The sequence below is a fragment of the Ferrovibrio sp. genome, from assembly GCF_019636075.1.
Lineage (GTDB): Bacteria > Pseudomonadota > Alphaproteobacteria > Ferrovibrionales > Ferrovibrionaceae > Ferrovibrio.
Genome location: NZ_JAHBYG010000008.1, coordinates 42,960 through 63,380 on the forward strand (window position 1 = coordinate 42,960; position 20,421 = coordinate 63,380).

At 62.5% G+C, this 20,421-nt stretch carries 22 protein-coding genes; 14 read left to right on the plus strand and 8 right to left on the minus strand.

Going from position 1 to position 20,421, the window contains the following annotated elements; all coding sequences use genetic code 11:
• The first annotated feature begins 93 nt into the window (after positions 1-93).
• Genes lepB through KF827_RS05595 form a run of 4 tightly spaced genes read left to right on the plus strand, consistent with a single transcriptional unit; the run spans position 94 to position 4,282 of the window.
• Entirely contained in the window at positions 94-858 is a 765-nt protein-coding gene (gene lepB, locus KF827_RS05580; protein WP_291001585.1) for a signal peptidase I, read from the plus strand.
• A gap of 2 nt (positions 859-860) precedes the next feature.
• Positions 861-1,610 carry a ribonuclease III gene (gene rnc, locus KF827_RS05585; protein ID WP_291001587.1) on the plus strand — a complete coding sequence of 250 codons (750 nt, stop codon included), beginning with the start codon at positions 861-863 and terminating at the stop codon, positions 1,608-1,610.
• Entirely contained in the window at positions 1,610-2,530 is a 921-nt protein-coding gene (gene era / locus KF827_RS05590; RefSeq protein WP_291001589.1) for a GTPase Era, read from the plus strand. The genes rnc and era overlap by 1 nt, the downstream gene beginning before the upstream one ends.
• Positions 2,531-2,578: 48 nt before the next feature.
• The gene (locus KF827_RS05595) at positions 2,579-4,282 is read left to right on the plus strand and encodes an adenylate/guanylate cyclase domain-containing protein (RefSeq protein WP_291001592.1); all 1,704 of its coding nucleotides are present in this window, start codon (positions 2,579-2,581) and stop codon (positions 4,280-4,282) included.
• Positions 4,283-4,285: 3 nt separating this feature from the next.
• On the opposite strand, the gene KF827_RS05600 is transcribed toward KF827_RS05595, so the two are convergent.
• The 5 genes from KF827_RS05600 to KF827_RS05620 are packed head-to-tail and all read right to left on the minus strand — an operon-like array spanning position 4,286 to position 9,329.
• On the minus strand, positions 4,286-5,206 hold the full coding sequence (locus KF827_RS05600) for an AEC family transporter (RefSeq protein WP_291001597.1): 921 nt from the start codon (positions 5,204-5,206) through the stop codon (positions 4,286-4,288).
• Between the two features lie 12 nt (positions 5,207-5,218).
• Positions 5,219-5,695 carry a hypothetical protein gene (locus KF827_RS05605; RefSeq protein ID WP_291001600.1) on the minus strand — a complete coding sequence of 159 codons (477 nt, stop codon included), beginning with the start codon at positions 5,693-5,695 and terminating at the stop codon, positions 5,219-5,221.
• Between the two features lie 54 nt (positions 5,696-5,749).
• Positions 5,750-6,982 carry an ABC transporter permease gene (locus KF827_RS05610; RefSeq protein WP_291001603.1) on the minus strand — a complete coding sequence of 411 codons (1,233 nt, stop codon included), beginning with the start codon at positions 6,980-6,982 and terminating at the stop codon, positions 5,750-5,752.
• Positions 6,979-7,731, minus strand: a complete 753-nt coding sequence (locus KF827_RS05615; protein ID WP_291001609.1) for an ABC transporter ATP-binding protein — start codon at positions 7,729-7,731, stop codon at positions 6,979-6,981. Before KF827_RS05615 ends, KF827_RS05610 begins: the two co-directional genes overlap by 4 nt.
• Positions 7,731-9,329: an efflux RND transporter periplasmic adaptor subunit gene (locus tag KF827_RS05620; RefSeq protein ID WP_291001612.1), complete on the minus strand. Its 1,599-nt coding sequence runs from the start codon at positions 9,327-9,329 to the stop codon at positions 7,731-7,733. Before KF827_RS05620 ends, KF827_RS05615 begins: the two co-directional genes overlap by 1 nt.
• 304 nt (positions 9,330-9,633) lie before the next feature.
• Between KF827_RS05620 and KF827_RS05625 the strand changes: the two genes are divergently transcribed.
• Positions 9,634-10,260, plus strand: a complete 627-nt coding sequence (locus KF827_RS05625) for an outer membrane beta-barrel protein (RefSeq protein WP_291001615.1) — start codon at positions 9,634-9,636, stop codon at positions 10,258-10,260.
• Between the two features lie 67 nt (positions 10,261-10,327).
• Here the strand turns inward: KF827_RS05625 and KF827_RS05630 are convergent, their stop codons facing one another.
• From KF827_RS05630 to KF827_RS05640, 3 genes are all read right to left on the minus strand, one after another.
• Complete coding sequence (locus KF827_RS05630; protein ID WP_367273123.1) at positions 10,328-11,011, minus strand: ATP-binding protein; 684 nt, start codon at positions 11,009-11,011, stop codon at positions 10,328-10,330.
• Positions 11,008-12,189, minus strand: coding sequence for an acyl-CoA dehydrogenase (locus tag KF827_RS05635; RefSeq protein ID WP_291001618.1), 1,182 nt, complete (start codon positions 12,187-12,189; stop codon positions 11,008-11,010). The genes KF827_RS05630 and KF827_RS05635 overlap by 4 nt, the downstream gene beginning before the upstream one ends.
• Positions 12,190-12,316: 127 nt before the next feature.
• Positions 12,317-12,715, minus strand: a complete 399-nt coding sequence (locus tag KF827_RS05640; protein WP_291001621.1) for a RidA family protein — start codon at positions 12,713-12,715, stop codon at positions 12,317-12,319.
• Between the two features lie 104 nt (positions 12,716-12,819).
• On the opposite strand from KF827_RS05640, the gene KF827_RS05645 reads away from it, so the two are divergent.
• The 9 genes from KF827_RS05645 (at position 12,820) to glyA (ending at position 20,421) form a co-directional block, all read left to right on the plus strand.
• Complete coding sequence (locus tag KF827_RS05645; RefSeq protein WP_291001624.1) at positions 12,820-13,014, plus strand: hypothetical protein; 195 nt, start codon at positions 12,820-12,822, stop codon at positions 13,012-13,014.
• Between the two features lie 103 nt (positions 13,015-13,117).
• Positions 13,118-14,032 carry a branched-chain amino acid ABC transporter permease LivH gene (locus KF827_RS05650; protein WP_291001629.1) on the plus strand — a complete coding sequence of 305 codons (915 nt, stop codon included), beginning with the start codon at positions 13,118-13,120 and terminating at the stop codon, positions 14,030-14,032.
• Positions 14,033-14,034: 2 nt separating this feature from the next.
• On the plus strand, positions 14,035-15,330 hold the full coding sequence (gene livM / locus KF827_RS05655) for a high-affinity branched-chain amino acid ABC transporter permease LivM (RefSeq protein ID WP_291001639.1): 1,296 nt from the start codon (positions 14,035-14,037) through the stop codon (positions 15,328-15,330).
• Positions 15,327-16,172: an ABC transporter ATP-binding protein gene (locus tag KF827_RS05660; RefSeq protein WP_291001642.1), complete on the plus strand. Its 846-nt coding sequence runs from the start codon at positions 15,327-15,329 to the stop codon at positions 16,170-16,172. The genes livM and KF827_RS05660 overlap by 4 nt, the downstream gene beginning before the upstream one ends.
• Positions 16,172-16,882, plus strand: coding sequence for an ABC transporter ATP-binding protein (locus KF827_RS05665; RefSeq protein ID WP_291001648.1), 711 nt, complete (start codon positions 16,172-16,174; stop codon positions 16,880-16,882). The genes KF827_RS05660 and KF827_RS05665 overlap by 1 nt, the downstream gene beginning before the upstream one ends.
• 16 nt (positions 16,883-16,898) lie before the next feature.
• Entirely contained in the window at positions 16,899-17,273 is a 375-nt protein-coding gene (locus KF827_RS05670; protein WP_291001651.1) for a DUF6867 family protein, read from the plus strand.
• Between the two features lie 71 nt (positions 17,274-17,344).
• On the plus strand, positions 17,345-18,445 hold the full coding sequence (locus tag KF827_RS05675) for a branched-chain amino acid ABC transporter substrate-binding protein (RefSeq protein WP_291001654.1): 1,101 nt from the start codon (positions 17,345-17,347) through the stop codon (positions 18,443-18,445).
• A 189-nt stretch (positions 18,446-18,634) separates the two neighbouring features.
• Positions 18,635-19,078 carry a ribose 5-phosphate isomerase B gene (gene rpiB, locus KF827_RS05680; RefSeq protein ID WP_291001657.1) on the plus strand — a complete coding sequence of 148 codons (444 nt, stop codon included), beginning with the start codon at positions 18,635-18,637 and terminating at the stop codon, positions 19,076-19,078.
• Between the two features lie 35 nt (positions 19,079-19,113).
• Positions 19,114-20,421, plus strand: coding sequence for a serine hydroxymethyltransferase (gene glyA / locus KF827_RS05685; RefSeq protein ID WP_291001660.1), 1,308 nt, complete (start codon positions 19,114-19,116; stop codon positions 20,419-20,421).

Genomic DNA, 20,421 nt, shown 5'->3' on the forward strand with positions numbered 1-20,421 from the left:
AGGGTGGTTTTTGGGGCGGTTTCGCCTGGGCGTGCTTGACAGCGCGCGGGGGATACCGTCTTTTGTCTCCGCCGTTGAAACACGGGGTGTCAAATGCAGCAGGAGCAGAGTGTGTCCAAGCCGAAATCCGATATCTGGGAGACGCTGCGCACGCTGTTCTATGCCATCCTGATTGCCTTGGGCATCCGCTCGTTTGCCTATGAGCCGTTTCACATTCCCTCGGAATCCATGCTGCCCACCCTGCTGGTGGGGGATTATCTGTTCGTCTCGAAATATGCCTATGGCTATTCGCAATATTCGCTGTTCATGAGCCCGCCGCTGTTCAAGGGCCGTATCCTGGAAAGCGTGCCGGAGCGCGGCGATGTGGCGGTGTTCCGCTATCCCGGCGATACCAGCAAGGATTACATCAAGCGCGTGATCGGCCTGCCGGGCGACCGCGTGCAGATGCGCGGCGGCGAATTGTGGCTGAATGGCGAGAAGGTGGAGCGTCGCCGCATTGCCGATTTCGAGGAGCGCGACCGGTTCGGCAATGTGCGTCCGCGCATCCGCCAGTATGAGGAAATCCTGCCCGGCGGCCGCAGCTATTTCGTGCTGGATTCCAGCACCACCGAGGGCGACGACACCCCGGTTTTCACCGTGCCGGCCGGGCATTATTTCGTGATGGGCGATAACCGCGACAATTCGCTGGATAGCCGCTTTCAGGTGGCCTTCGGCGGCGTGGGATATCTGCCGGCGGAAAACCTGATCGGCCGGGCCGAGGTGCGGTGGATTTCGCTGGATAGCTCGGCTTCGCTGTTCAAGCCCTGGACCTGGTTCGGCGGGTTCCGGTTCGAGCGCATGTTTACCAGTATCCGCTGATCGTGCCGGCCGACCTTCCAAAGCCCGATCTTGTTGGCCTGCAAAAGGCGCTGGGCCATCAGTTCGCCGATACAACCCTGCTGGAAGAAGCGCTGGTGCATCCATCGGCCAATCCGCGCCGCAGCCGCGCGCGGTCGGCCCGGCGTGGCAGCAGTGGAAAGACCGCAGATGCAGCCTCGCGCGATTACAATCGCCTTGAATTCATCGGCGACCGCGTGCTGGGGTTGATCGTGGCCACCATGCTGGCCAAGACCTACCCGGAAGCCGCGGCCGGCGAACTGGCACTGCGCTACAACGCGCTGGTGAAGCAGGAAAGCCTGGCGCGCTTCGCCCATGATCTGGGCCTTGGCGAGTATATCCAGTTTTCGCGTTCGGAGCGCGATTCAGGTGGCGCCGGCAAGCCGGCTATCCTGGCCGATGCGCTGGAAGCGGTGATTGCCGCGCTGTACCTGGATGGCGGCCTGGCGCCGGCCGAACGCTTCGTGGCCAAGCATATGCAGCCGCAACTGGCGGAATCGCTCAGCGGCGCCGCCAAGGATGCCAAGACCGCCTTGCAGGAATGGGCGGCGGCGCATCTGCAGCAGGTGCCGCGTTACGACGTGGTGAGTATCGAAGGCCCGCCGCATGAGCCGCGTTTCACGGTTTCGGTGGCATTGGGCGAGGGTGAACCGGAATTGGGTCGTGGCGGCTCCAAGCGGGCTGCCGAGCAGGAGGCTGCCGGCCGTTTATTGAAAAGGCTGGGTGGTGAGTGATGCCTGAAGAAACCCCGACACAGACCGAAACCGCGTGCGGCTATGTCGCCATCGTGGGCGCGCCGAATGCCGGCAAGTCCACTTTGTTGAATCAACTGGTCGGTGCCAAGATTTCCATCGTGTCGTCGAAGGTGCAGACCACGCGGGCGCGCATCACCGGCATCGGCATGGAAGGCCAGACGCAGCTGGTTTATGTGGATACGCCCGGCATCTTCGCACCCAAGCGGCGGCTGGACCGCGCCATGGTGCAGGCAGCCTGGAGCGGCATCGACGATGCCGATGTGATCCTGCTGGTGGTGGATGCCGCGCGCGGCTTCGATCAGGAGACCCGCGATATCCTGAAGAATCTCGATGGCCGCAAGGTGCCGGCGGTGTTGGCGCTGAACAAGGTGGACAAGGTGGCACGCGAAAAGCTGCTGGGCCTTACCCAGGCGCTGAACGATGCCTTCCCGTTCGCCGCCACCTTCATGATTGCCGCCAGCAATGGCGATGGCTGCAAGGAACTGCTGCGCGATCTTGTGGCCCGCATGCCCAAGGGGCCGTGGCTGTATCCGGAAGATCAGCTATCCGATGCGCCGATGCGCTTCCTGGCCGCCGAGATCACCCGCGAGAAATTGTTCAACGCCATGCGGCAGGAACTGCCCTATGCGCTGACGGTGGAAACCGAAAATTGGAAAGACCAGAAGAACGGCTCGGCGCGCATCGATCAGGTGATCTTCGTGGAACGCGAAGGCCAGAAGAAGATCGTGATCGGCGAGGGCGGTGCCATGCTGAAAAAGGTGGGCGCCGCCGCCCGGCAGGAAATGGAAAAGCAGTTCGAGCGGCGGGTGCATCTGTTTCTGTTCGTGAAGGTGCGCGGCGATTGGGGCGACGACCCCGAGCGCTATGAGGCCATGGGCCTGGAGTTTCCGAAGAAGTAGGCTGTGCACCGCTGAGGATTTCCGGACGGCTTTGGAGGAGGGGTTGCCATGGCCATGCTGCGTTCCATCGGTTCGAAGATTTTCTCCATCGCCTTGGTTCTGATCACCCTGATGCTGATCACCTCGATGGGCACCAGTTGGGTGGCCCGCGAAGTGGATGAGGAACTTGAGCGCGTCGAGCAGCATTATGTGCCGGCCTACGCCGATCTGTCGCAAGCCGAGGTGAAATCCCTGGAAGTGGCCCTGGCGCTGCGGCAATTCGTTTATCAAGCGGAGCATGGCGGCGATCCGGCAACCCTGAAATTGCTGCGCGAGCGCGTGGATGAACTTGAGAGCGCAGCGACCGCCGAGATCATCAAGGCGCGTGGTCAACTTAAATTCCTGCTGGCTGAGAACGATGCCTATGCCAAGGTCGAGCGCTTGGCGCGGCTGGATACGCGGCTGGAATTCCTGCTGGAGATGCTGGAGAAATACGAAGTCAGCGTGCGCGATATGATCCTTGCCGTCGAGGCCGGCGATCTTGCCGGATCGGAAAACCAGATGCGGTTGCTTGATCGTCGGCGGGCCGAGATCAACCGCCATCTCGAACGCGATCATGCCGATATGTATGCCAGCTTGAAATACGCCAGCGACAACCTGCAAATCATGCAGCATCGCGCTTCTCAGGCCAGTATGGCGCTGACGGTTATCGCCTGCATTCTCGGTTTGCTGGCGGCGGGCTATCTCACGCGCAATCTGGTGCGCCCGGTGCGGCGGTTGCTGGAAGGCGCGCGGCAGGTGGAGCATGGTTCGCTGGAAGTCGATTTGCCGGTGCGCAGCCGCGACGAAATCGGCGAACTCACCCAGAGCTTCAACATGATGGTGGGTGAGCTCAAGAAAAAAGAGCGCATCCGCGACACCTTCGGTCGCTACATGGATCCGCGCATCGTGGATGGCCTGTTGATGCGGCCCGATCTGGCGCATGATGAGGGCGAGCGCCGGGTGATGACGGTGCTGTTTTGCGACATGCAGGGCTTCACCGGCTTGAGCGAGCGGTTGACCCCGACCGCATTGGTGACGGTGATCAACCGTTATCTCACCCTGATGTCGGAACCGATCCGCGCCAATGACGGGGTGATAGACAAATATATCGGCGATGCGGTGATGGCCTATTGGGGCCCTCCCTTCGTGCCTGCAGAACGTCAGGCCGAACTGGCCTGCCGCGCGGCGCTCGATATGCTGGATCAACTCGAGCGTTTCCGCGCGGAATTGCCGGACCTGCTGGGCTTGCGCCGCGAGGTGCCGCCGATTTCAATCCGCATCGGCATTGCCACCGGCGATGTGGTGGTTGGCTCGATCGGCTCGGAATTTTCCCGCAGCTACTCGCTGCTGGGCGATACGGTAAACCTTGCCGCGCGGCTGGAATCCGCCAACCGTTATTACGGCAGCACGATCATGCTGGCGGAAGCCACGCGGCGCATGGTGGGGCCCGGCATGTCGTTGCGCGAGTTGGATCGCCTGCGGGTGGCCGGCAAACAGGAAGCCGAGGTGGTGTACGAGCTTTACGGCCGCCAGCCGCAGCCGCAGCGCGATGCCGCCTTCGCCGATGCCCTGGCTGCTTATCGCAGGGGCGATTGGCCGAAAGCCCGCAATGCTTTTGCCACGCTGGCCGATGGCGATGCGGTGGCGGCGACGTTCCTGCACCGGGTGGAAAAGCTGCAAGCCGATGCGCCGACCGATTGGACCGGCGACTGGACCTTTACCGAGAAGTAGGCTTCAAAGCCCCAGCAGGGCCAGGAAGATCGGCATCGTAATGAAGGCGCCCAGCGTGCTGGCCGTGACGATGGCAGCCATCAGCGGCGCGTTGCCGCCCATCTGGCGCGCCAGGATATAGCTGGCGCTGGCGGTTGGCAGCATGGCCCAGAGCACCAATATCTGGGTTTCCATACGATCCAGTCCCCAAAGCCAGCTGACGGTCAGCACAGTGCTGGGATAGACCACCAGTTTCAGCAATGTGGCTGTAATCACCGTCTTGCCGCCCTGGCGCGCCGCATCCATTTGCAAGGCCGCGCCAACGGTGAGCAGGCCAAGCGGTGCCGCCACATCGCCCAGCATCTTGAACATCGGGTCTATGCCCGGCGGCAAGTGCAATCCGCTCAGGTTGATCAGGATGCCGGCGAGGCAGGCCAGGATCAGCGGGTTTTTGCCAAGCAGCAGCAATTGATCGCGCAGGGATGTGCCGCCGCCATGGGCGCCGTAGCGCACCAATACCAGCACGCACAGCACGTTCATGGTGGGAATAGCCAGCGATATCACCACGGCATAGAGCGTGATGCCGGGATTGCCGGCCAGGGCTGCGGCCGCGCCGAAGCCTACGAAAGTGTTGAATCGCACCGACCCTTGAAACAGGCTGGTGAAGGAGGGGCCATCGATCTTCAGCCAGGGTTTCATGGCGAAGGCGAGCAAAGCATTCAGCAGCAATGCGCAATACAATGTGCCGAACAGGCCTGTGGGGTCTAATTCGCCAAGATTGGCGCGGGCCAGGTTATGCACCAGCAGCGCGGGAAAGAAGATGAAATAAACCGCACGATCGGCCAGCGGCCAGAAGGCGTCGCCGGGAAAATTCCAGCGCCGCATGGCATGGCCGATCACGATCAGAATGAAAATGGGAAGGACAGACAGGATGACGCTGAGCATGGTCTCGGCAGTTTAGACCGAACCCATGCCGAATTGCACCTGCAGGGAGAGATCGATCAGCCGATTGGCCAGCAGATAGCCGAGATACAGCGCCAGCGCCCGCAACAAGGTTTCGCCCCAGCCCAGCGGTTTGCCGGCATGGCGTTGGCGACGGTCGGTCTTGACGGCCTTTCTGGAATCTACCGTCAATGCCGGGGCGGGCTGGCGGATATCGTCGTTGGCAGCGGGCGGCGGCATCACCGCTTCGGCCTCCACATCGATCACCACCGGCAGGGCAGCCGGCGCGGCGCGGGAAACGGCGGGCTTGGCTTCGGAAAATTGCCCCAGCGAAGCGATCAGCGTGCGGCCCGGGCCATAGATGCGGCGCCAGCGGAAAGCCTCGGCCTCGGCGGCTTCACGGTCGCCCAGGGCAGCCCGGAATATCCAGCTATCGCCCAGCCGGGTCAGCACCGCATAGCGGGCAGTATCATGGCATTCATCCACGCTCATGGGACATATCGTGTCACTACAGCGTTAATGGAAGTTAAACAGATATTAAAAAATCTACTCGAAGCGCAACGCTTCCATGGGCTGCAGGCGCGATGCCTTTCTGGCCGGATAAAAGCCAAAAAACACGCCCACGGCAGCGGCAAAGCCAACCGCCAGGATGATGGCTTCCGGGGCGAAGCGCACCGGCCAATCGGTAAAATAGGCAATCGCGGTGGCGGCGGCCACGCCGAGTCCGACACCGATCAGGCCGCCGATGGCCGCCAGGGTTACGGCCTCGATCAGGAATTGCGCCAGGATATCCCGCCGCCTGGCGCCGACTGCCATGCGCAGGCCGATCTCGCGGGTGCGCTCGGTCACGCTGACCAGCATGATGTTCATGATGCCGATGCCGCCCACCACCAGCGACACCGAGGCGACGGCGGCCAGCAGCAAAGCCATCACGCGCTGGGCGGCCTGCTGGGTTTCCAGCACTTCGGAAAGATTGCGCAGCCAGAAATCGTCATCCTGATTGCTGCCCAGGCGATGGCGCTGGCGCAACAGGTCGCGGATCTGCGCTTCCGCCTCGCCCAGATCGGCGCCGTCGCGCACCTTCACCGATATCGCTACCACGGCGCGCTGTCGGGCCTGCTGGCCGCCGAGCAGGCGTTTGCGCGCGGTGCTGATCGGCACCAGGATTGTGTCGTCCTGGTCCTGGCCCTGCATGCTCTGGCCCTTGCGCGCCAGCACGCCGATCACCGTGAACGGCACTTTGCGCACGCGGATGGTCTGATCCAGCGGATCGGCATCGCCGAACAGATTGTTGGCCACGGTCTGGCCCAGCACCACCACCTTGGCGGCAGCATCCACATCCTCCTGCGCCAGCGGCCGGCCGGCCTGCATCTCCCAGTCGCGCACCTCCAGGTATTCCGGCGTCACGCCATAGAGCGTGGTGCCCCAGTTGAGATTGCCGAACACGGTCTGCACGGTGCCGCGCGTTACCGGCGCCGAAGCTTGCACGATGTCGATTTCGCGGGCGATGGCATAGCCGTCATCCTCGGTGATGGTGAGCTGCGAGCCGAAGCCGAGCCGTGCGCCACCCTGGGTAACGGCGCCGGACAGGATGATGATGAGGTTGGAACCGAGCGAGCGGATCTGTTCGCGCACGCGCTGTTGCGCGCCTTCGCCCACCGCCACCATGGTGATCACGGCTGCCACGCCGATCACGATGCCTAGCATGGTGAGGCTGCTGCGCAGCAGGTTCACCCGCAGTGCGCGCAACGCCACCACAAGGCTTGCCAGCGCATTCATGCAGCGGCTTCCGGCGGCGGCATTGCGACCAGTTCGGCGGCGGCATCGCGCGGTGCGGCTAGCGTTTCATCCTGCACCAGACGGCCATCGCGGAACAGCAGGCGGCGTTTGGCATAGGCGGCGATATCGGCCTCGTGGGTGACCAGCACGATGGTGATGCCGCGCGCATTCAGCGCCTGGAACAGCGCCATGATCTCCACCGAGGTGCGGCTGTCGAGCGCGCCGGTGGGTTCGTCGGCCAGCAGCAAGGCCGGATCGTTCACCAATGCGCGGGCAATCGCCACGCGCTGCTGCTGGCCGCCGGAAAGCTGCGCCGGCTGATGATCGGCGCGTTGCGACAGCCCAACCTCGGCCAGCCTCTGCGCAGCCAATGCAAGGCGCTGCGCATGGGGCAGGGCGCCATCGCGGCGATAGAGCAGCGGCAGCGCCACGTTATCCAGGGCGGTGGTGCGCGGCAGCAGATTGAAATTCTGGAACACGAAACCGATCATGCGGTTGCGCAGATCGGCGCGGGCATCGTCGTCCAGCCCGGCTACGTCATGGCCATCCAGCCGATAGCTGCCGCCGCTGGGCGCATCCAGGCAGCCGATCATGTTCATGAAAGTGGATTTGCCCGAACCGGATGGCCCCATCACCGCCACGAACGCGCCGCGCGCGATTTCGATATCGATGCCGGCCAAAGCGGTGACCGTGTTGTCGCCCAGCCTGAACTGTTTGCGCAGGCCGTGGGTTTCGATCAACGGCTGCATCAGAGGCGCAGCCTGGGCATGGCGGAATTGCTGCCGGGCGCTGCGTTGGCGCCTGAAGATTGCAGGCCGATCACGATTTCATCGCCTTCCTGCAAACCGCCGCCGAGGATTTCGGTGTAAGCGCCATCGGTGATGCCGACCCGCAATGGCAGCGCAACCAGCACGCCATCCTTGCTGCGATAGACGCGGCCTTCGCTGCCGCCTCCGGCATTGCCGGCATTCATCGCCTGGAATTTCTGGCGTTGTTCAGGCGTGAGCAGGCCCGCGATGCGGCCACGATTTTCGGCGCGCAGGCGTTCGATGCTCTGGCGCCGTTGCGCTTCGGTGAGCGATGGGGCCAAAGCCGCGATGCGGCTGCGGAATTCCGCGAAGGCGGCATCCAGCGCCTGAATCTGACTTTCCGACAAGGCCAGATCGCGGATCAGCCTTTCGCGCACGGCCTGAATGCTTCCGGCCGGTCCCGGCGCCGGCCCCGCATTGCCTGCGGAAGCCGTTGGCTGGCCGGCGCCATCGGTGGCCTGCACAGGCGCACCCGGCGGTGCGCGAAACCGCAGCGCTGCATTGGGCAGCTTCAGTGCATTGGGGCGCTGCTCCACCACGATACGCACATTAGCGGTCATGCCCGGCAGCAATTTCTGATCCGGATTATCGGCGGCGATCACCACCGTGTAGGTGACGACATTCTGCACTACCTGGGGCGATTTGCGGATCTGCCGGATGCTGCCTTCGAAATTGCGGCCAGGCAGGCTGTCCACCGTGAAACTGGCTGCCATGCGTTCCGCCAGACGCCCGATATCGGCTTCGTCAACGCTGGTTTCCACCTGCATCTTGGTGAGGGTTTCGGCAATGGTGAACAGCACGGGCGATTGCAGGCTGGCGGCCACGGTTTGCCCGGCATCCACATTGCGCAGGATCACCACGCCATCCACCGGGGCGCGGATATAGCTGCGTTCCAGATCGATGCGGGCCTGGCGCAAAGCGGCTTCGCGCTGCTTCACCACCGCCAGGGCATTGGCAAGCTGCGCCTCGGCCATGGTGCCGGCGGCCCGCGCGCCCTGCAATTGCGCCTTGGCGCCCAGGGCATTGGCTTCTTGGCGATCCTTGTCGGCGGCCGAACCGACGCCGCGTTCCGCAAGGTCGCGCTTGCGGCCGAATTCGCGTTCGGCATCCAGGCGGGTGATATCGGCACGTTGGGTGTCGGTGCGGGCGCGTTCCAGGCTGGCGCGCTGCACCAGCACGGCGGCCTGCGCGACTTCCAGCTCGGCAGCGGCCTGGGCCACCCGGGCCTCGAAGGATTCCGGGTCGATCCGGGCGATCACCTGGTTGGCGCGCACCTCGGTGTTGAAATCCGCCAGCACTTCCTTGATCTGGCCGGATACCTGGCTGCCCACCTGCACCTGGGTGACCGGCGCCAGCGTACCGGAAGCGGAGACCGTGCTGACCAGTGCCCCGCGCTCCACTTTCGCGGTGCGGTAGCGGGGCGCTTCTGGCACAGCGAAATATTGCCGCCATAGCAGGAAGCCGCCGCCGGCAAGGCCGACCAGCAGCAGCAAAACACCGATTTTACGCAGCAGACGACGCGAGGATGTAGCCGGCATTTGTGCATGTTCTATGTTTTTTCTTGGGCAGTTTAGCACGGCTGCAATCGGGAATCTTGCCCCGCTTTATCGCCTCAGGTTTATCGCTTCAAAATTTATCGGTTCAAATATGTGCTTTTGGGATCTCGGCGTATGAATTACGCAATTAACCAGCCACGTCTGGTACCAGGAGATGATTTTAATACGGTTGTGGTTTATATGACATGCACCATCTAAAAGTATTTATTCCATCACGGCGGGCATTGCCCATAACGTTTATTTTAAATATATTAAAAAAACAAACTAACTAAGAAAGGGAATATTAATGCGCTTGCTTGCCGTAGCACTAGTTTTTTCTGCTGTAATTTCCGCTCCAGTTGTGGCTCAGGAAAAGGCTAAGACGGGCTGGTATGGCTCGATTACAGCCGGTTACCTGATCCCCAACGACACGGATGGTTCCATTGGCAATACGCCCGTCAGCCTCGAAATAGATAACGGCTACTCCATATTTGGCGCGGCCGGTTACAAGTTCGGCAATGGCTTTCGCGTAGAGGGCGAACTTGGCTATAGCACGGCCGATCTGGACAAAGTTAAAATCGGGAGTACGCCGGTTACCCTGAATGGCGATGTCCAGCTGTTCACGGCCACTGGCGGTCTTTTCTACGATCTGACCACCAAGTCAGCGTTTACCCCTTATGTCGGTGTGGGCGTCGGCGTCGTTCGTGAAGAGTTGAGCCGCACGAGGGCTACCGCAAACGGCGTTACCGTCACGACCAATGGCGGTTCGGAGACCAACCTCACCGCTTTTGGCGAAGCCGGCGTTGGCGTGAGCCTGGGGTCCAAAATCGAACTGGTTCCCTCATACCGCTATCAGTGGATCGACGATGGCAGCGGCGGCCTAGACGATACGACCGCGCATCTGTTCCGCCTCGGTTTGCGCTACTGGTTCTAATCCGAAAAAGCTCAGAACCTATCGATGGAATGGCCGGTCGCAAGATCGGCCATTCTTGCTACTGGCTTTAAGCAGGAATCACATCCGCATAGACGAAGCCGTCGCGTTCCACCACTTCGCCCAGCCGCACATCTATGGCTGTATCGAACATCGGGCCGGCCACCACGGCGGTATGGAATTCGCCATTCTCGCCGCAGGGATCCACGTCTGCCGGCAGGTCGGCCAACAGGCTGGCATCGAAACGGCGGCCGGCGAAGCTCTTATCCAGCTTGCGCGGATCGACGGTGACGAGGTGGGCCACAAGGCCATCGGCGATCATACTGCGGGCCAATGCGCCGGTTTCGCGGCCCCAGAGCGGATAAATCGCCTGCATGCCGATGGCAGCCAGCTTTTCGTTGCGATAGGCGCGGATATCTTCCAGATACAAATCGCCGAACACCATATGGCGCACGCCCTGGGCGGCAATCTCGTCCATGGCCTTGGCCATGCGGGATTCGTATTCGTCGTTGGAGCAGGGCCAGGGCAGCGGCACTTTCAGGCAGGGCAGGCCGGTGGCGGCGATCTGGCGGTCGAGCAATGCGTTGCGCGTGCCGTGCATGGCCACGCGGTCGAAGGCTTCATTCGTTGTGGTGATCAGGCCGACTATATCGGCAAGCCCAAGACGCCGGGCTTCGAACAGCGCATAGGCGCTGTCCTTGCCCGACGACCAGGACAGATAGGCTTTCGTCCTATCCGTGTTCGGCTGGTTCAGGAGAAAGCCTGAATGCCGGTGATGGCGCGGCCCAGGATCAGGGCATGCACATCATGGGTGCCTTCATAGGTATTCACGGTTTCCAGGTTCACCATGTGGCGGATCACGTGGAAATCCTCGTGGATGCCGTTGCCGCCATGCATGTCGCGGGCGACGCGGGCGATGTCGAGGGCCTTGCCGCAGGAATTGCGCTTGATCAGCGAGATCATTTCCGGCGCGGCCTTGTCCTCGTCCTTCAGGCGGCCCACGCGCAGGCAGGCGGCCAGGCCGATGGCGATTTCGGTCTGCATGTTGGCCAGCTTAAGCTGCACCAACTGGGTTGCGGCCAGCGGACGGTTGAACTGCTTGCGGTCCAGCGTGTATTGGCGAGCCTGATGCCAGCAGGCTTCGGCGGCGCCCAGCGCGCCCCAGGCGATGCCGTAGCGGGCATTGTTGAGGCAGCCGAACGGGCCCTTGAGGCCTTCCACATTGGGCAGCCAGTTTTCATCCGGCACGAACACATCATCCATGACGATTTCGCCGGTGATGGAGGCGCGCAGCGAAATCTTGCCCTGGATCTTCGGGGCGGAGAGCCCCTTCATGCCCTTGTCGAGCACGAAGCCGCGGATCACGCCGTCTTCGGTCTTGGCCCAGACCACGAACACATCGGCGATCGGGGCGTTGGAAATCCACATCTTGCTGCCGGTCAGCTTGTAGCCACCGGGCACCTTCACGGCGCGGGTTTTCATGCTGCCCGGATCGGAGCCGGCATCGGGCTCGGTGAGGCCGAAGCAGCCGATCCATTCGCCGGTGGCCAGCTTGGGCAGGTATTTCTGGCGGGTCGCCTCGGTGCCATAGGCATGGATCGGGTGCATCACCAGGCTGGATTGCACGCTCATCATCGAGCGATAGCCGCTATCCACGCGCTCGACTTCGCGGGCGATCAGGCCGTAGGACACATAATTGGTGCCGGCGCAGCCATAGCCGTCGATGGTGGAACCGAGCAGGCCCAGTTCGCCCATCTCGCGGAAAATCGCGGGGTCGGTCTTTTCCTCGCGGAAAGCCTCCTTCACGCGGGGCATCAGCTTGGCTTGGGCATAGTCGCGCGCGGTGTCGCGGACCATGCGCTCTTCTTCGGTCAATTCGGCATCCAGCAGAAGGGCATCGTCCCACTGGAAATGAGCGCGTGTGTTTGCCATGTGTCTCTCGTTCGGTTGGTAGTCTGACTCGGCCGGTTCCGGCGGGGCAGGAGACTATATCAAGCACCCGAAAGTGCAATCCGTCGCTGGGTCAAACCGCCGTATTCACCTGGCAGACGGCCAGTATTCACTTGGCAGGGGGGATGACCGCCGTGGCCTCGATTTCAACTTTGGCTCGATCTTCCAGAAGCGCTGCCACCTGCACCAGGGTCATGGCCGGATAATGCCGGCCGAAGATGTCGCGGTAGGCCTTGCCGATGGCCTCGGCGGCGGCCAGGTATTCCCGCTTGTCGGTGACATACCAGGTCATCCGGGTCACATGCTCGGGCCGGGCGCCGCCCTCGGCCAGAACCCGGGCGATATTCAGCATGGCCTGGCGGGCCTGTTCGCCGAAATCATCGGTTTCGAACTCGGCCTGCGCATTCCAGCCGATCTGGCCGGCCACATGCACATGGCTGCCCTCGGCCAGGATGCCATTGGCATAGCCCTTGGGCTTGATCCATTCCGCCGGATTCAGGATGCGCATCTCGGGCTCCCTTTCTGAAAATACTTTAAATATAAAATAAACCGGAAATCCCGGCAGCGAAAGCCCCCGCTTGAGGGCCTGGGCGATTCAGGCTAGCAAAGGCCATGAGCGACGACGATCTCCAAGCCATTATCGAATTCCGCCGGGTTGGCAGCGTGCTGAAGGTGATCGCGGTGGACCCGGCCACGGGCATCGAGGTGTCGATGGTGGGGGATCCGCGCTATTCCCAGCAGGAACTGGGCCGGCTGGCGGCGCGCAAGCTGCGCTATGTGCTGGACAAGAAGGCCGGTAAGGCGTAGCCCGGCACAAAAATCCCTTAATGCTTGCAGGTCTGGACACTTGCAGCGCCTGGCGGTTTCGGGCCATGCTTGGTTCAACAACAGGGATTCATAACGGGGAAAAATGGAATATTTTCTCCAGCAGACCATAAACGGCGTAACTTTGGGCGCGGTTTATGCGCTGATCGCCATCGGATACACGATGGTTTATGGCATTATCGGCATGATCAATTTCGCCCATGGCGAAATCTACATGATCGGCGCCTTCATCGCGGTGATCTCGTTTTCCGTTCTGGGCCTGGCCGGCGTTACCTGGGTACCTCTGGCGCTGGTGATCGTGCTCATCGTTTCCATGACCATCACCGGTCTTTACGGCTGGACCGTGGAGCGCGTGGCGTATCGGCCATTGCGCGGATCGGTGCGCCTGGCGCCGCTGATCTCGGCCATCGGCATGTCGATCTTCCTGCAGAATTACGTGCAGATCGCCCAGGGCGCCAAGATCAAGCCGCTGCAGCCGATGATCCGCGGCGGCGTGCGCCTGATGGAAGGCGAGGGCTTTTCGGTCAATGTCAGCTATCTGCAACTGATCATCATCGCCATGACCATTGCTTTGATGGCGGGATTCACCTGGCTGATCGCGGCAACCTCGCTTGGCCGGGCCCAGCGCGCCACCGAACAGGATCGGGTGATGGCTTCGCTGCTGGGGGTGAATACGGATCGCACCATATCGCTCACCTTCGTGCTGGGCGCGATGCTGGCCGCCGTGGCCGGTGTGCTGGTGACGCTGTATTATGGCGTGGTGGATTTTTATATCGGCTTCCTGGCCGGCCTGAAGGCCTTCACGGCTGCTGTGCTGGGCGGCATCGGCAGCCTGCCGGGCGCCATGCTGGGCGGTTTGCTGATCGGCCTGATCGAATCCTATTGGTCGGCCTATTTCAGCAGCGAGTATAAGGATGTGGCCGCTTTCTCGATCCTGGTGATCGTGCTGATCTTCCGGCCCACCGGCCTGCTGGGTCGGCCCGAAGTGGAGAAGGTGTGAGCATGACGGTGCAGCAGCGGATGAAGGATGCCGCTCTGGCCGCTTTGGTGGCTGCCATTCTGGCTTTGCCGCTGCTGGGCTTTGAAACCGTGGATACCGGCGGGCCGCTGGGTATCAAGACACGCTGGCATTATGTGGGCTATGCCGCCGCCGCCGTGTTCATCGGCCGGCTGCTGCTGATGCTGTGGCGCGACCGCCGGCTTGGTGCGCAAGCCGATAGTCAGGCGGGCGGCAGCGAGGCCGGGCGCGCATGGCTGGCCAAGCTCAGCCGCAAAGCCGATAGCTGGTTGATGCCGGCGCTGATCGCCTTTGCCGTGGCATTGCCGCTGATGCCGTTCGCCGACCGCACGGTGGTGGACCTGGGCACCGTGGTGCTGATCTATGTGATGCTGGGCTGGGGCCTGAATATCGTGGTGGGCCTGGCCGGCCTGCTCGATCTCGGCTATGTGGCCTTCTATGCCGTGGGGGCCTATTCCTACGCATTGCTGTCGAAAAACTTCGGGCTGAATTTTTGGGAATGCCTGCCCTTGGCCGGATTGTTCGCCGCCATGTTCGGCGTGGCTTTGGGCTTTCCTGTGCTGCGACTGCGCGGCGATTACCTGGCCATCGTGACGCTGGGCTTCGGCGAGATCATCCGCATCGTGCTGTTGAACTGGCAGCCGGTGACCGGCGGGCCGAATGGTATATCCGGCATTGCGCGGCCGAGCTTTTTCGGCTTTCCGTTCACCGCCAATCCGCCCGAAGGCACCACGGCCTTCCACGAATTATTCGGCCTGGATTTCGCCTCCACGCACCGCATCGTGTTTCTGTATTACCTGATCCTGGCGCTGGCGCTGCTGACCAATCTGTTCACGCTGCGCATCCGCCGCCTGCCGGTGGGACGCGCCTGGGAGGCGTTGCGCGAAGATGAAATCGCTTGCCGCGCGCTGGGCATCAATCCCACCAACACCAAACTCACCGCCTTTGCCATCGGCGCGATGTTCGGCGGCTTTGCCGGCAGCTTCTTCGCCACGCGGCAAGGTTTCATCAGCCCGGAAAGCTTCACGTTCATTGAATCCGCGGTGATCCTGGCCATCGTGGTGCTGGGCGGCATGGGCAGCCAGGCCGGCATCGTGCTGGCCGCCGCCTTCCTCACGCTGCTGCCGGAACTGGCGCGCGAATTCTCGCTGTTCCGCATGCTGGCTTTCGGCCTGGCCATGGTGTTGATCATGGTCTGGCGGCCGCAGGGCCTGCTGTCGCATCGTGATCCCACCATCCGGCTGAAACCCGCCGCGCATGGCGGGGGAGGCGGCGGATGAGCGCCGTGCAGCCTCTTCTGCAGGTGGATCACCTCACCATGCGCTTCGGCGGCCTGGTTGCGGTGAATGACGTATCGTTCGTGGCGCGGCCCAACGAGATCACTGCCATCATCGGGCCGAACGGCGCCGGCAAGACCACGGTGTTCAACTGCATTGCCGGTTTCTACAAGCCCACCGTGGGCCGCCTGCTGATGCGCAGCCAGGGCCAGGAATTCCTGCTGGAGCGCATGCAGGGCCACGATATCGCCGCCCAGGCGCGGGTGGCGCGTACTTTCCAGAATATCCGATTGTTTCCCAAGATGACGGTGCTGGAAAACCTGATCGTGGCCCAGCATAACCGGCTGATGCATGCCTCGGGCTACACATTGCTGGGGCTGATCGGCTGGCCGGGTTATCGCCGTGCCGAGGAAGCGGCGGTGGAACGCGCACGCTATTGGCTGCAGCGCACCGCGCTGGAAGCGGAGGCAGATTCTCTCGCCGGCAGCCTGCCGTATGGCGGCCAGCGCCGGCTGGAGATTGCGCGCGCCATGTGCACCGAACCGGCCTTGCTCTGCCTGGACGAACCGGCCGCCGGCCTCAACCCGCGCGAAAGCGCAGAACTGAACGATCTGCTGCGCTTCATCCGGGATGAGCATGGCTGCGGCGTGCTGTTGATCGAGCATGACATGAGCGTGGTGATGCGGATTTCCGATCATGTGGTTGTGCTGGATTACGGCAAGAAGATCGCCGATGGTTCGCCTGATGCGGTGCGCAACGATCCCATCGTGATCAAGGCCTATCTGGGCGAGGAATTCGAGGAGCCAGTCTCCCAGGAAGCCACCGCAGTGCAGGAGCAAAGCTGATGCTGAGCCTGCGTGGCATCCATACCTATTACGGCGCCGTGCATGCCCTGAAGGGCGTAGACCTTGAAGTGGCGGAAGGCGAGATCGTGGCGTTGATCGGCGCCAATGGTGCCGGCAAATCCACTTTGCTGATGACCATCTGCGGCAATCCAAAGCCCCGGCGCGGCAGCATCGAACTGCGCGGCCAGAACCTGATCGGCGTGCCGACGCATAATCTGGTGCGGCAGGGCCTGGCCCATGCGCCGGAAGGCCGCCGCATCTTTCCGCGCATGACGGTGCTGGAGAATCTGCGCATGGGTGCGGTGGCATCCGATCCGGCGCATTTCGACGACGATCTGGAGCGCGCCTTCACGCTGTTTCCGCGCCTGAAGGAGCGCCGCGACCAGCGCGGCGGCACGCTTTCGGGCGGCGAGCAGCAGATGCTGGCGATTGCGCGCGCGCTGATGAGCCGGCCGCGCCTGCTGCTGCTGGACGAACCCTCGTTGGGCCTGGCGCCGCTGGTGGTGCGGCAGATTTTCGAGATCATCAAGGAGATCAATCAGCGCGACGGCGTGACCGTTCTGCTGGTGGAGCAGAATGCGTTTCATGCCTTGAAGCTGGCGCATCGCGGCTATGTGCTGGTGAACGGCACCATCACCATGAGCGGCAAGGGTGCCGACCTGCTGAACGACGAGCAGATTCGCGCCGCCTATCTGGAAGGTGGGCATTGATGGAAGGTTGGCATTGATGGAAGCGGCGGCCGATAGCAATTGGGGCATATTCATCGGCTTCACGGTGATCCTCACCGGCGGCTGCGCTTTCCTGATGGGGCAGGCGGTGGCCAATACCTGGCGGCCGTTCTGGCAGATTTATCCCTATAGCCTGTTGCTGGCGGCTGCCGACCGCTTTTTGATCTTCGCGCTATTCGAGGGTGAATTGCTCGCGGTGAAACCCTATCTGTTGGCTGTGGCCGTGGTGTTCGGCCTGGCGGCTTTGGGGTTCCGCATCACCCGGGTAGACATGATGGTACGGCAATACCCATGGCTCTATCGGCGCACCAGCCCGTTCAGTCTATCGGGCAGTCTATCGGGCAGTCTTTCAGACAGTAAAGGCCGGTCTTGAGCAAGCAGGTTGCTGCGGCCCGGCGAACCCTTTAGAGTTTTAGTCAACCGCAACCTTGGGAGGTTCAGACAATGCGTAAACTTTATTCCGGTCTTGCCATGGCGGCCGCTATCGGCCTGATGGCGGGCGGTGCGTCCGCCCAGATCAAGATCGCGCTGAATGGTCCGATCACCGGCCAGTTGGCCAGCTTCGGCGAGCAGATGAAGCGCGGCGCCGAAATGGCGGTGGCCGATCTCAACGCCAAGGGCGGCGTGAATGGCCAGAAGGTGCAACTGATCATCGGCGACGATCAATGCGACCCCAAGCAGGCCGTGGCCGTGGCCAACAAGGCCGCGCAGGAAAAAGTGGCTGCCGTGATCGGCCATTTCTGCTCGGGCTCGTCGATCCCGGCCTCCGATGTCTACAAGGAAGAGAATATCCTGCAGATTTCGCCGGCTTCGACCAACCCCACCTTCACCGACCGTGGCTATGCCAACGTGTTCCGCGTCTGCGGCCGCGATGATCAGCAGGGCGTGGTGGCCGGCGATTATCTGATCGAGAAGTTCAAGGGCAAGAAGATCGCCATCCTTCACGACAAGACCGCCTATGGCAAAGGCCTGGCCGACGAGACCAAGAAGCGCCTGAATGCCAAGGGCGTGACCGAGGCGCTGTATGAAGCCATCACCGCCGGTGAAAAGGATTATTCGGCGCTGATCTCCAAGATGAAGGCGGCCGGCATCGATGTGATCTATCTGGGTGGCTATCATCCTGAAGGCGGCCTGATCACCCGCCAGGCCAAGGAGCAGGGCCTGAATGCCCCGCTGATGGGCGGCGACGCGCTGGTCGACAAGCAGTTCTGGGCGATTTCCGGCGCCGCCGGCCAGGGCACGCTGATGACCTTCGATGCCGATCCGCGCCTCAACCCGGTGGCCAAGCCGATCGTGGACAAGTTCAAGGCCGGCGGCTACGACCCCGAGGGCTACACGCTGTATACCTATGCGGCGATCCAGGTCTGGGCCCAGGCCGCCACCACCGCCAAGTCGGTGAAGACCGCCGATGTGGCCAAGGCCATGAAGGCCGGCAAGTTCTCCACCGTGCTGAACGAAATCAGCTTCGACGCCAAGGGCGACACCACCACCCCGGCCTACAAGGTCTATGTGTGGAAGGACGGCTCCTACGGCTATGTGAACTAAGCTAGGTTCGCATTTAGTTCCAGAGAGACCCGGCAGGGCGACCTGCCGGGTCTTTTTGTGCCCTAATATTTACGCAGGGCAGCCATGCGGCTGCGCTTTTCCTTGCGGCTCGTATTGGCTAGACCCACCGGATATTGTAGGGTCCCGCCCGTTATACACCCCCGACGCCATTCCGAGGTTCCTCGCCCGATGAGCAAGCCCCGCATCGCCTTTGCGGCGGATCATGCCGGTTTCGTCCTGAAGGATCAGCTCAAGGCCGAGCTGGAAGCGCAGGGCTACCCTGTGGCGGATCTGGGCACCAATGGCCCGGACAGTGTGGATTATCCCGATTTCGGCCGCCGCCTGGGCGAATATGTCGCCGCCGGACAGGCCGATTTCGGCGTTGCGGTCTGCGGCAGCGGGATCGGTATTTCGATTGCCGCCAACCGGGTTCCCGGATGCCGCGCCGCCCTGGTGAACGAGCCGCTTTCGGCCCGCCTTTCGCGCCAGCATAACGATGCCAATGTGATTGCTTTCGGCGCCCGCCTGATCGGCCAGGATCTGGCCAGCGATTGCCTGAAGGCCTTTCTTGCCACCGCGTTCGAGGGCGGCCGCCATGCCAGGCGGGTGTCCAAGATAGACGCCAGCGAATAACTGTACCCGCGAATAACCGTATCGGAGTAGCAGCCATGTCCAGCAAAGCCGCCAATGCCACTGTAACCCATGCCGGTTTCTTCGAGCGCAGCCTCGCCGAGGCCGACCCGGACTTGTTCGGCGCCGTGCGCAACGAGCTGACCCGCCAGCGCGAGCAGATCGAGCTGATCGCTTCCGAAAACATCGTCAGCCGCGCTGTGTTGGAAGCGCAGGGCTCGGTGATGACCAACAAATATGCCGAAGGCTATCCGGGCAAGCGCTATTACAATGGCTGCGAATTCGTGGATGTGGCGGAAACCCTGGCCATCGAGCGCGCCAAAAAGCTGTTCGATTGCGGCTTCGCCAACGTGCAGCCGCATTCCGGCGCCCAGGCCAACCAGGCGGTGTTCATGGCCTGCCTGAAGCCGGGCGACACCTTCATGGGCCTGGACCTTGCCGCCGGCGGCCATCTCACCCATGGCGCAACCGCCAACCAGTCTGGCAAGTGGTTCAACGTGGTGAGCTACACCGTGCGCCGCGAGGATCAGCGCATCGACATGGAGCAGGTGGCCAAGCTGGCCGCCGAGCATAAGCCGAAGCTGATCATTGCCGGCGGTTCGGCCTATCCGCGTTTTTGGGACTTCGCCAAGTTCCGCGAGATCGCCGACAGCGTGGGGGCTATCTTCATGGTGGACATGGCGCATTTCGCCGGCCTGGTGGCGGGCGGCGTGCATCCCAGCCCGTTCCCGCATGCCCATGTGGCCACCACCACCACCCACAAAACCCTGCGCGGCCCGCGCGGCGGCATGGTGCTGACCAACGACGAAGCCCTGGCCAAGAAGATCAATTCGGCGGTGTTCCCCGGCTTGCAGGGCGGCCCGCTGATGCATGTGATCGCCGCCAAGGCGGTGGCATTCGGCGAGGCGCTGTCGCCGGAATTCCGCACCTATGCGGCGGCCGTGGTGGAGAATGCCAAGGCGATGGCCGGCGCGCTGAACGAGCGCGGCTACGATCTGGTTTCCGGCGGCACCGATAATCACCTGATGCTGGTGGATCTGCGCGGCAAGGGCCTGAAGGGCAATGTGGTGGTGGAGGCGCTGGAACGCGCCCGCATCACCACCAACAAGAATGGCGTGCCCTTCGACAACGAGAAGCCCACCATCACGTCCGGCGTGCGCGTGGGCAGCCCAGCCGGTACCACGCGCGGCTTCGGCGCCGCCGAATTCCGCCGCATCGGCCAGTTGATGGCGGAGGTGATGGATGGTCTGGCGCGCCAGACCAACGACAATTCCGATGTGGAAAAGGCGGTGGCTGAGGAAGTGCTGGGCCTGTGCAAGCGCTTCCCGATCTATCCGCTGGCATAA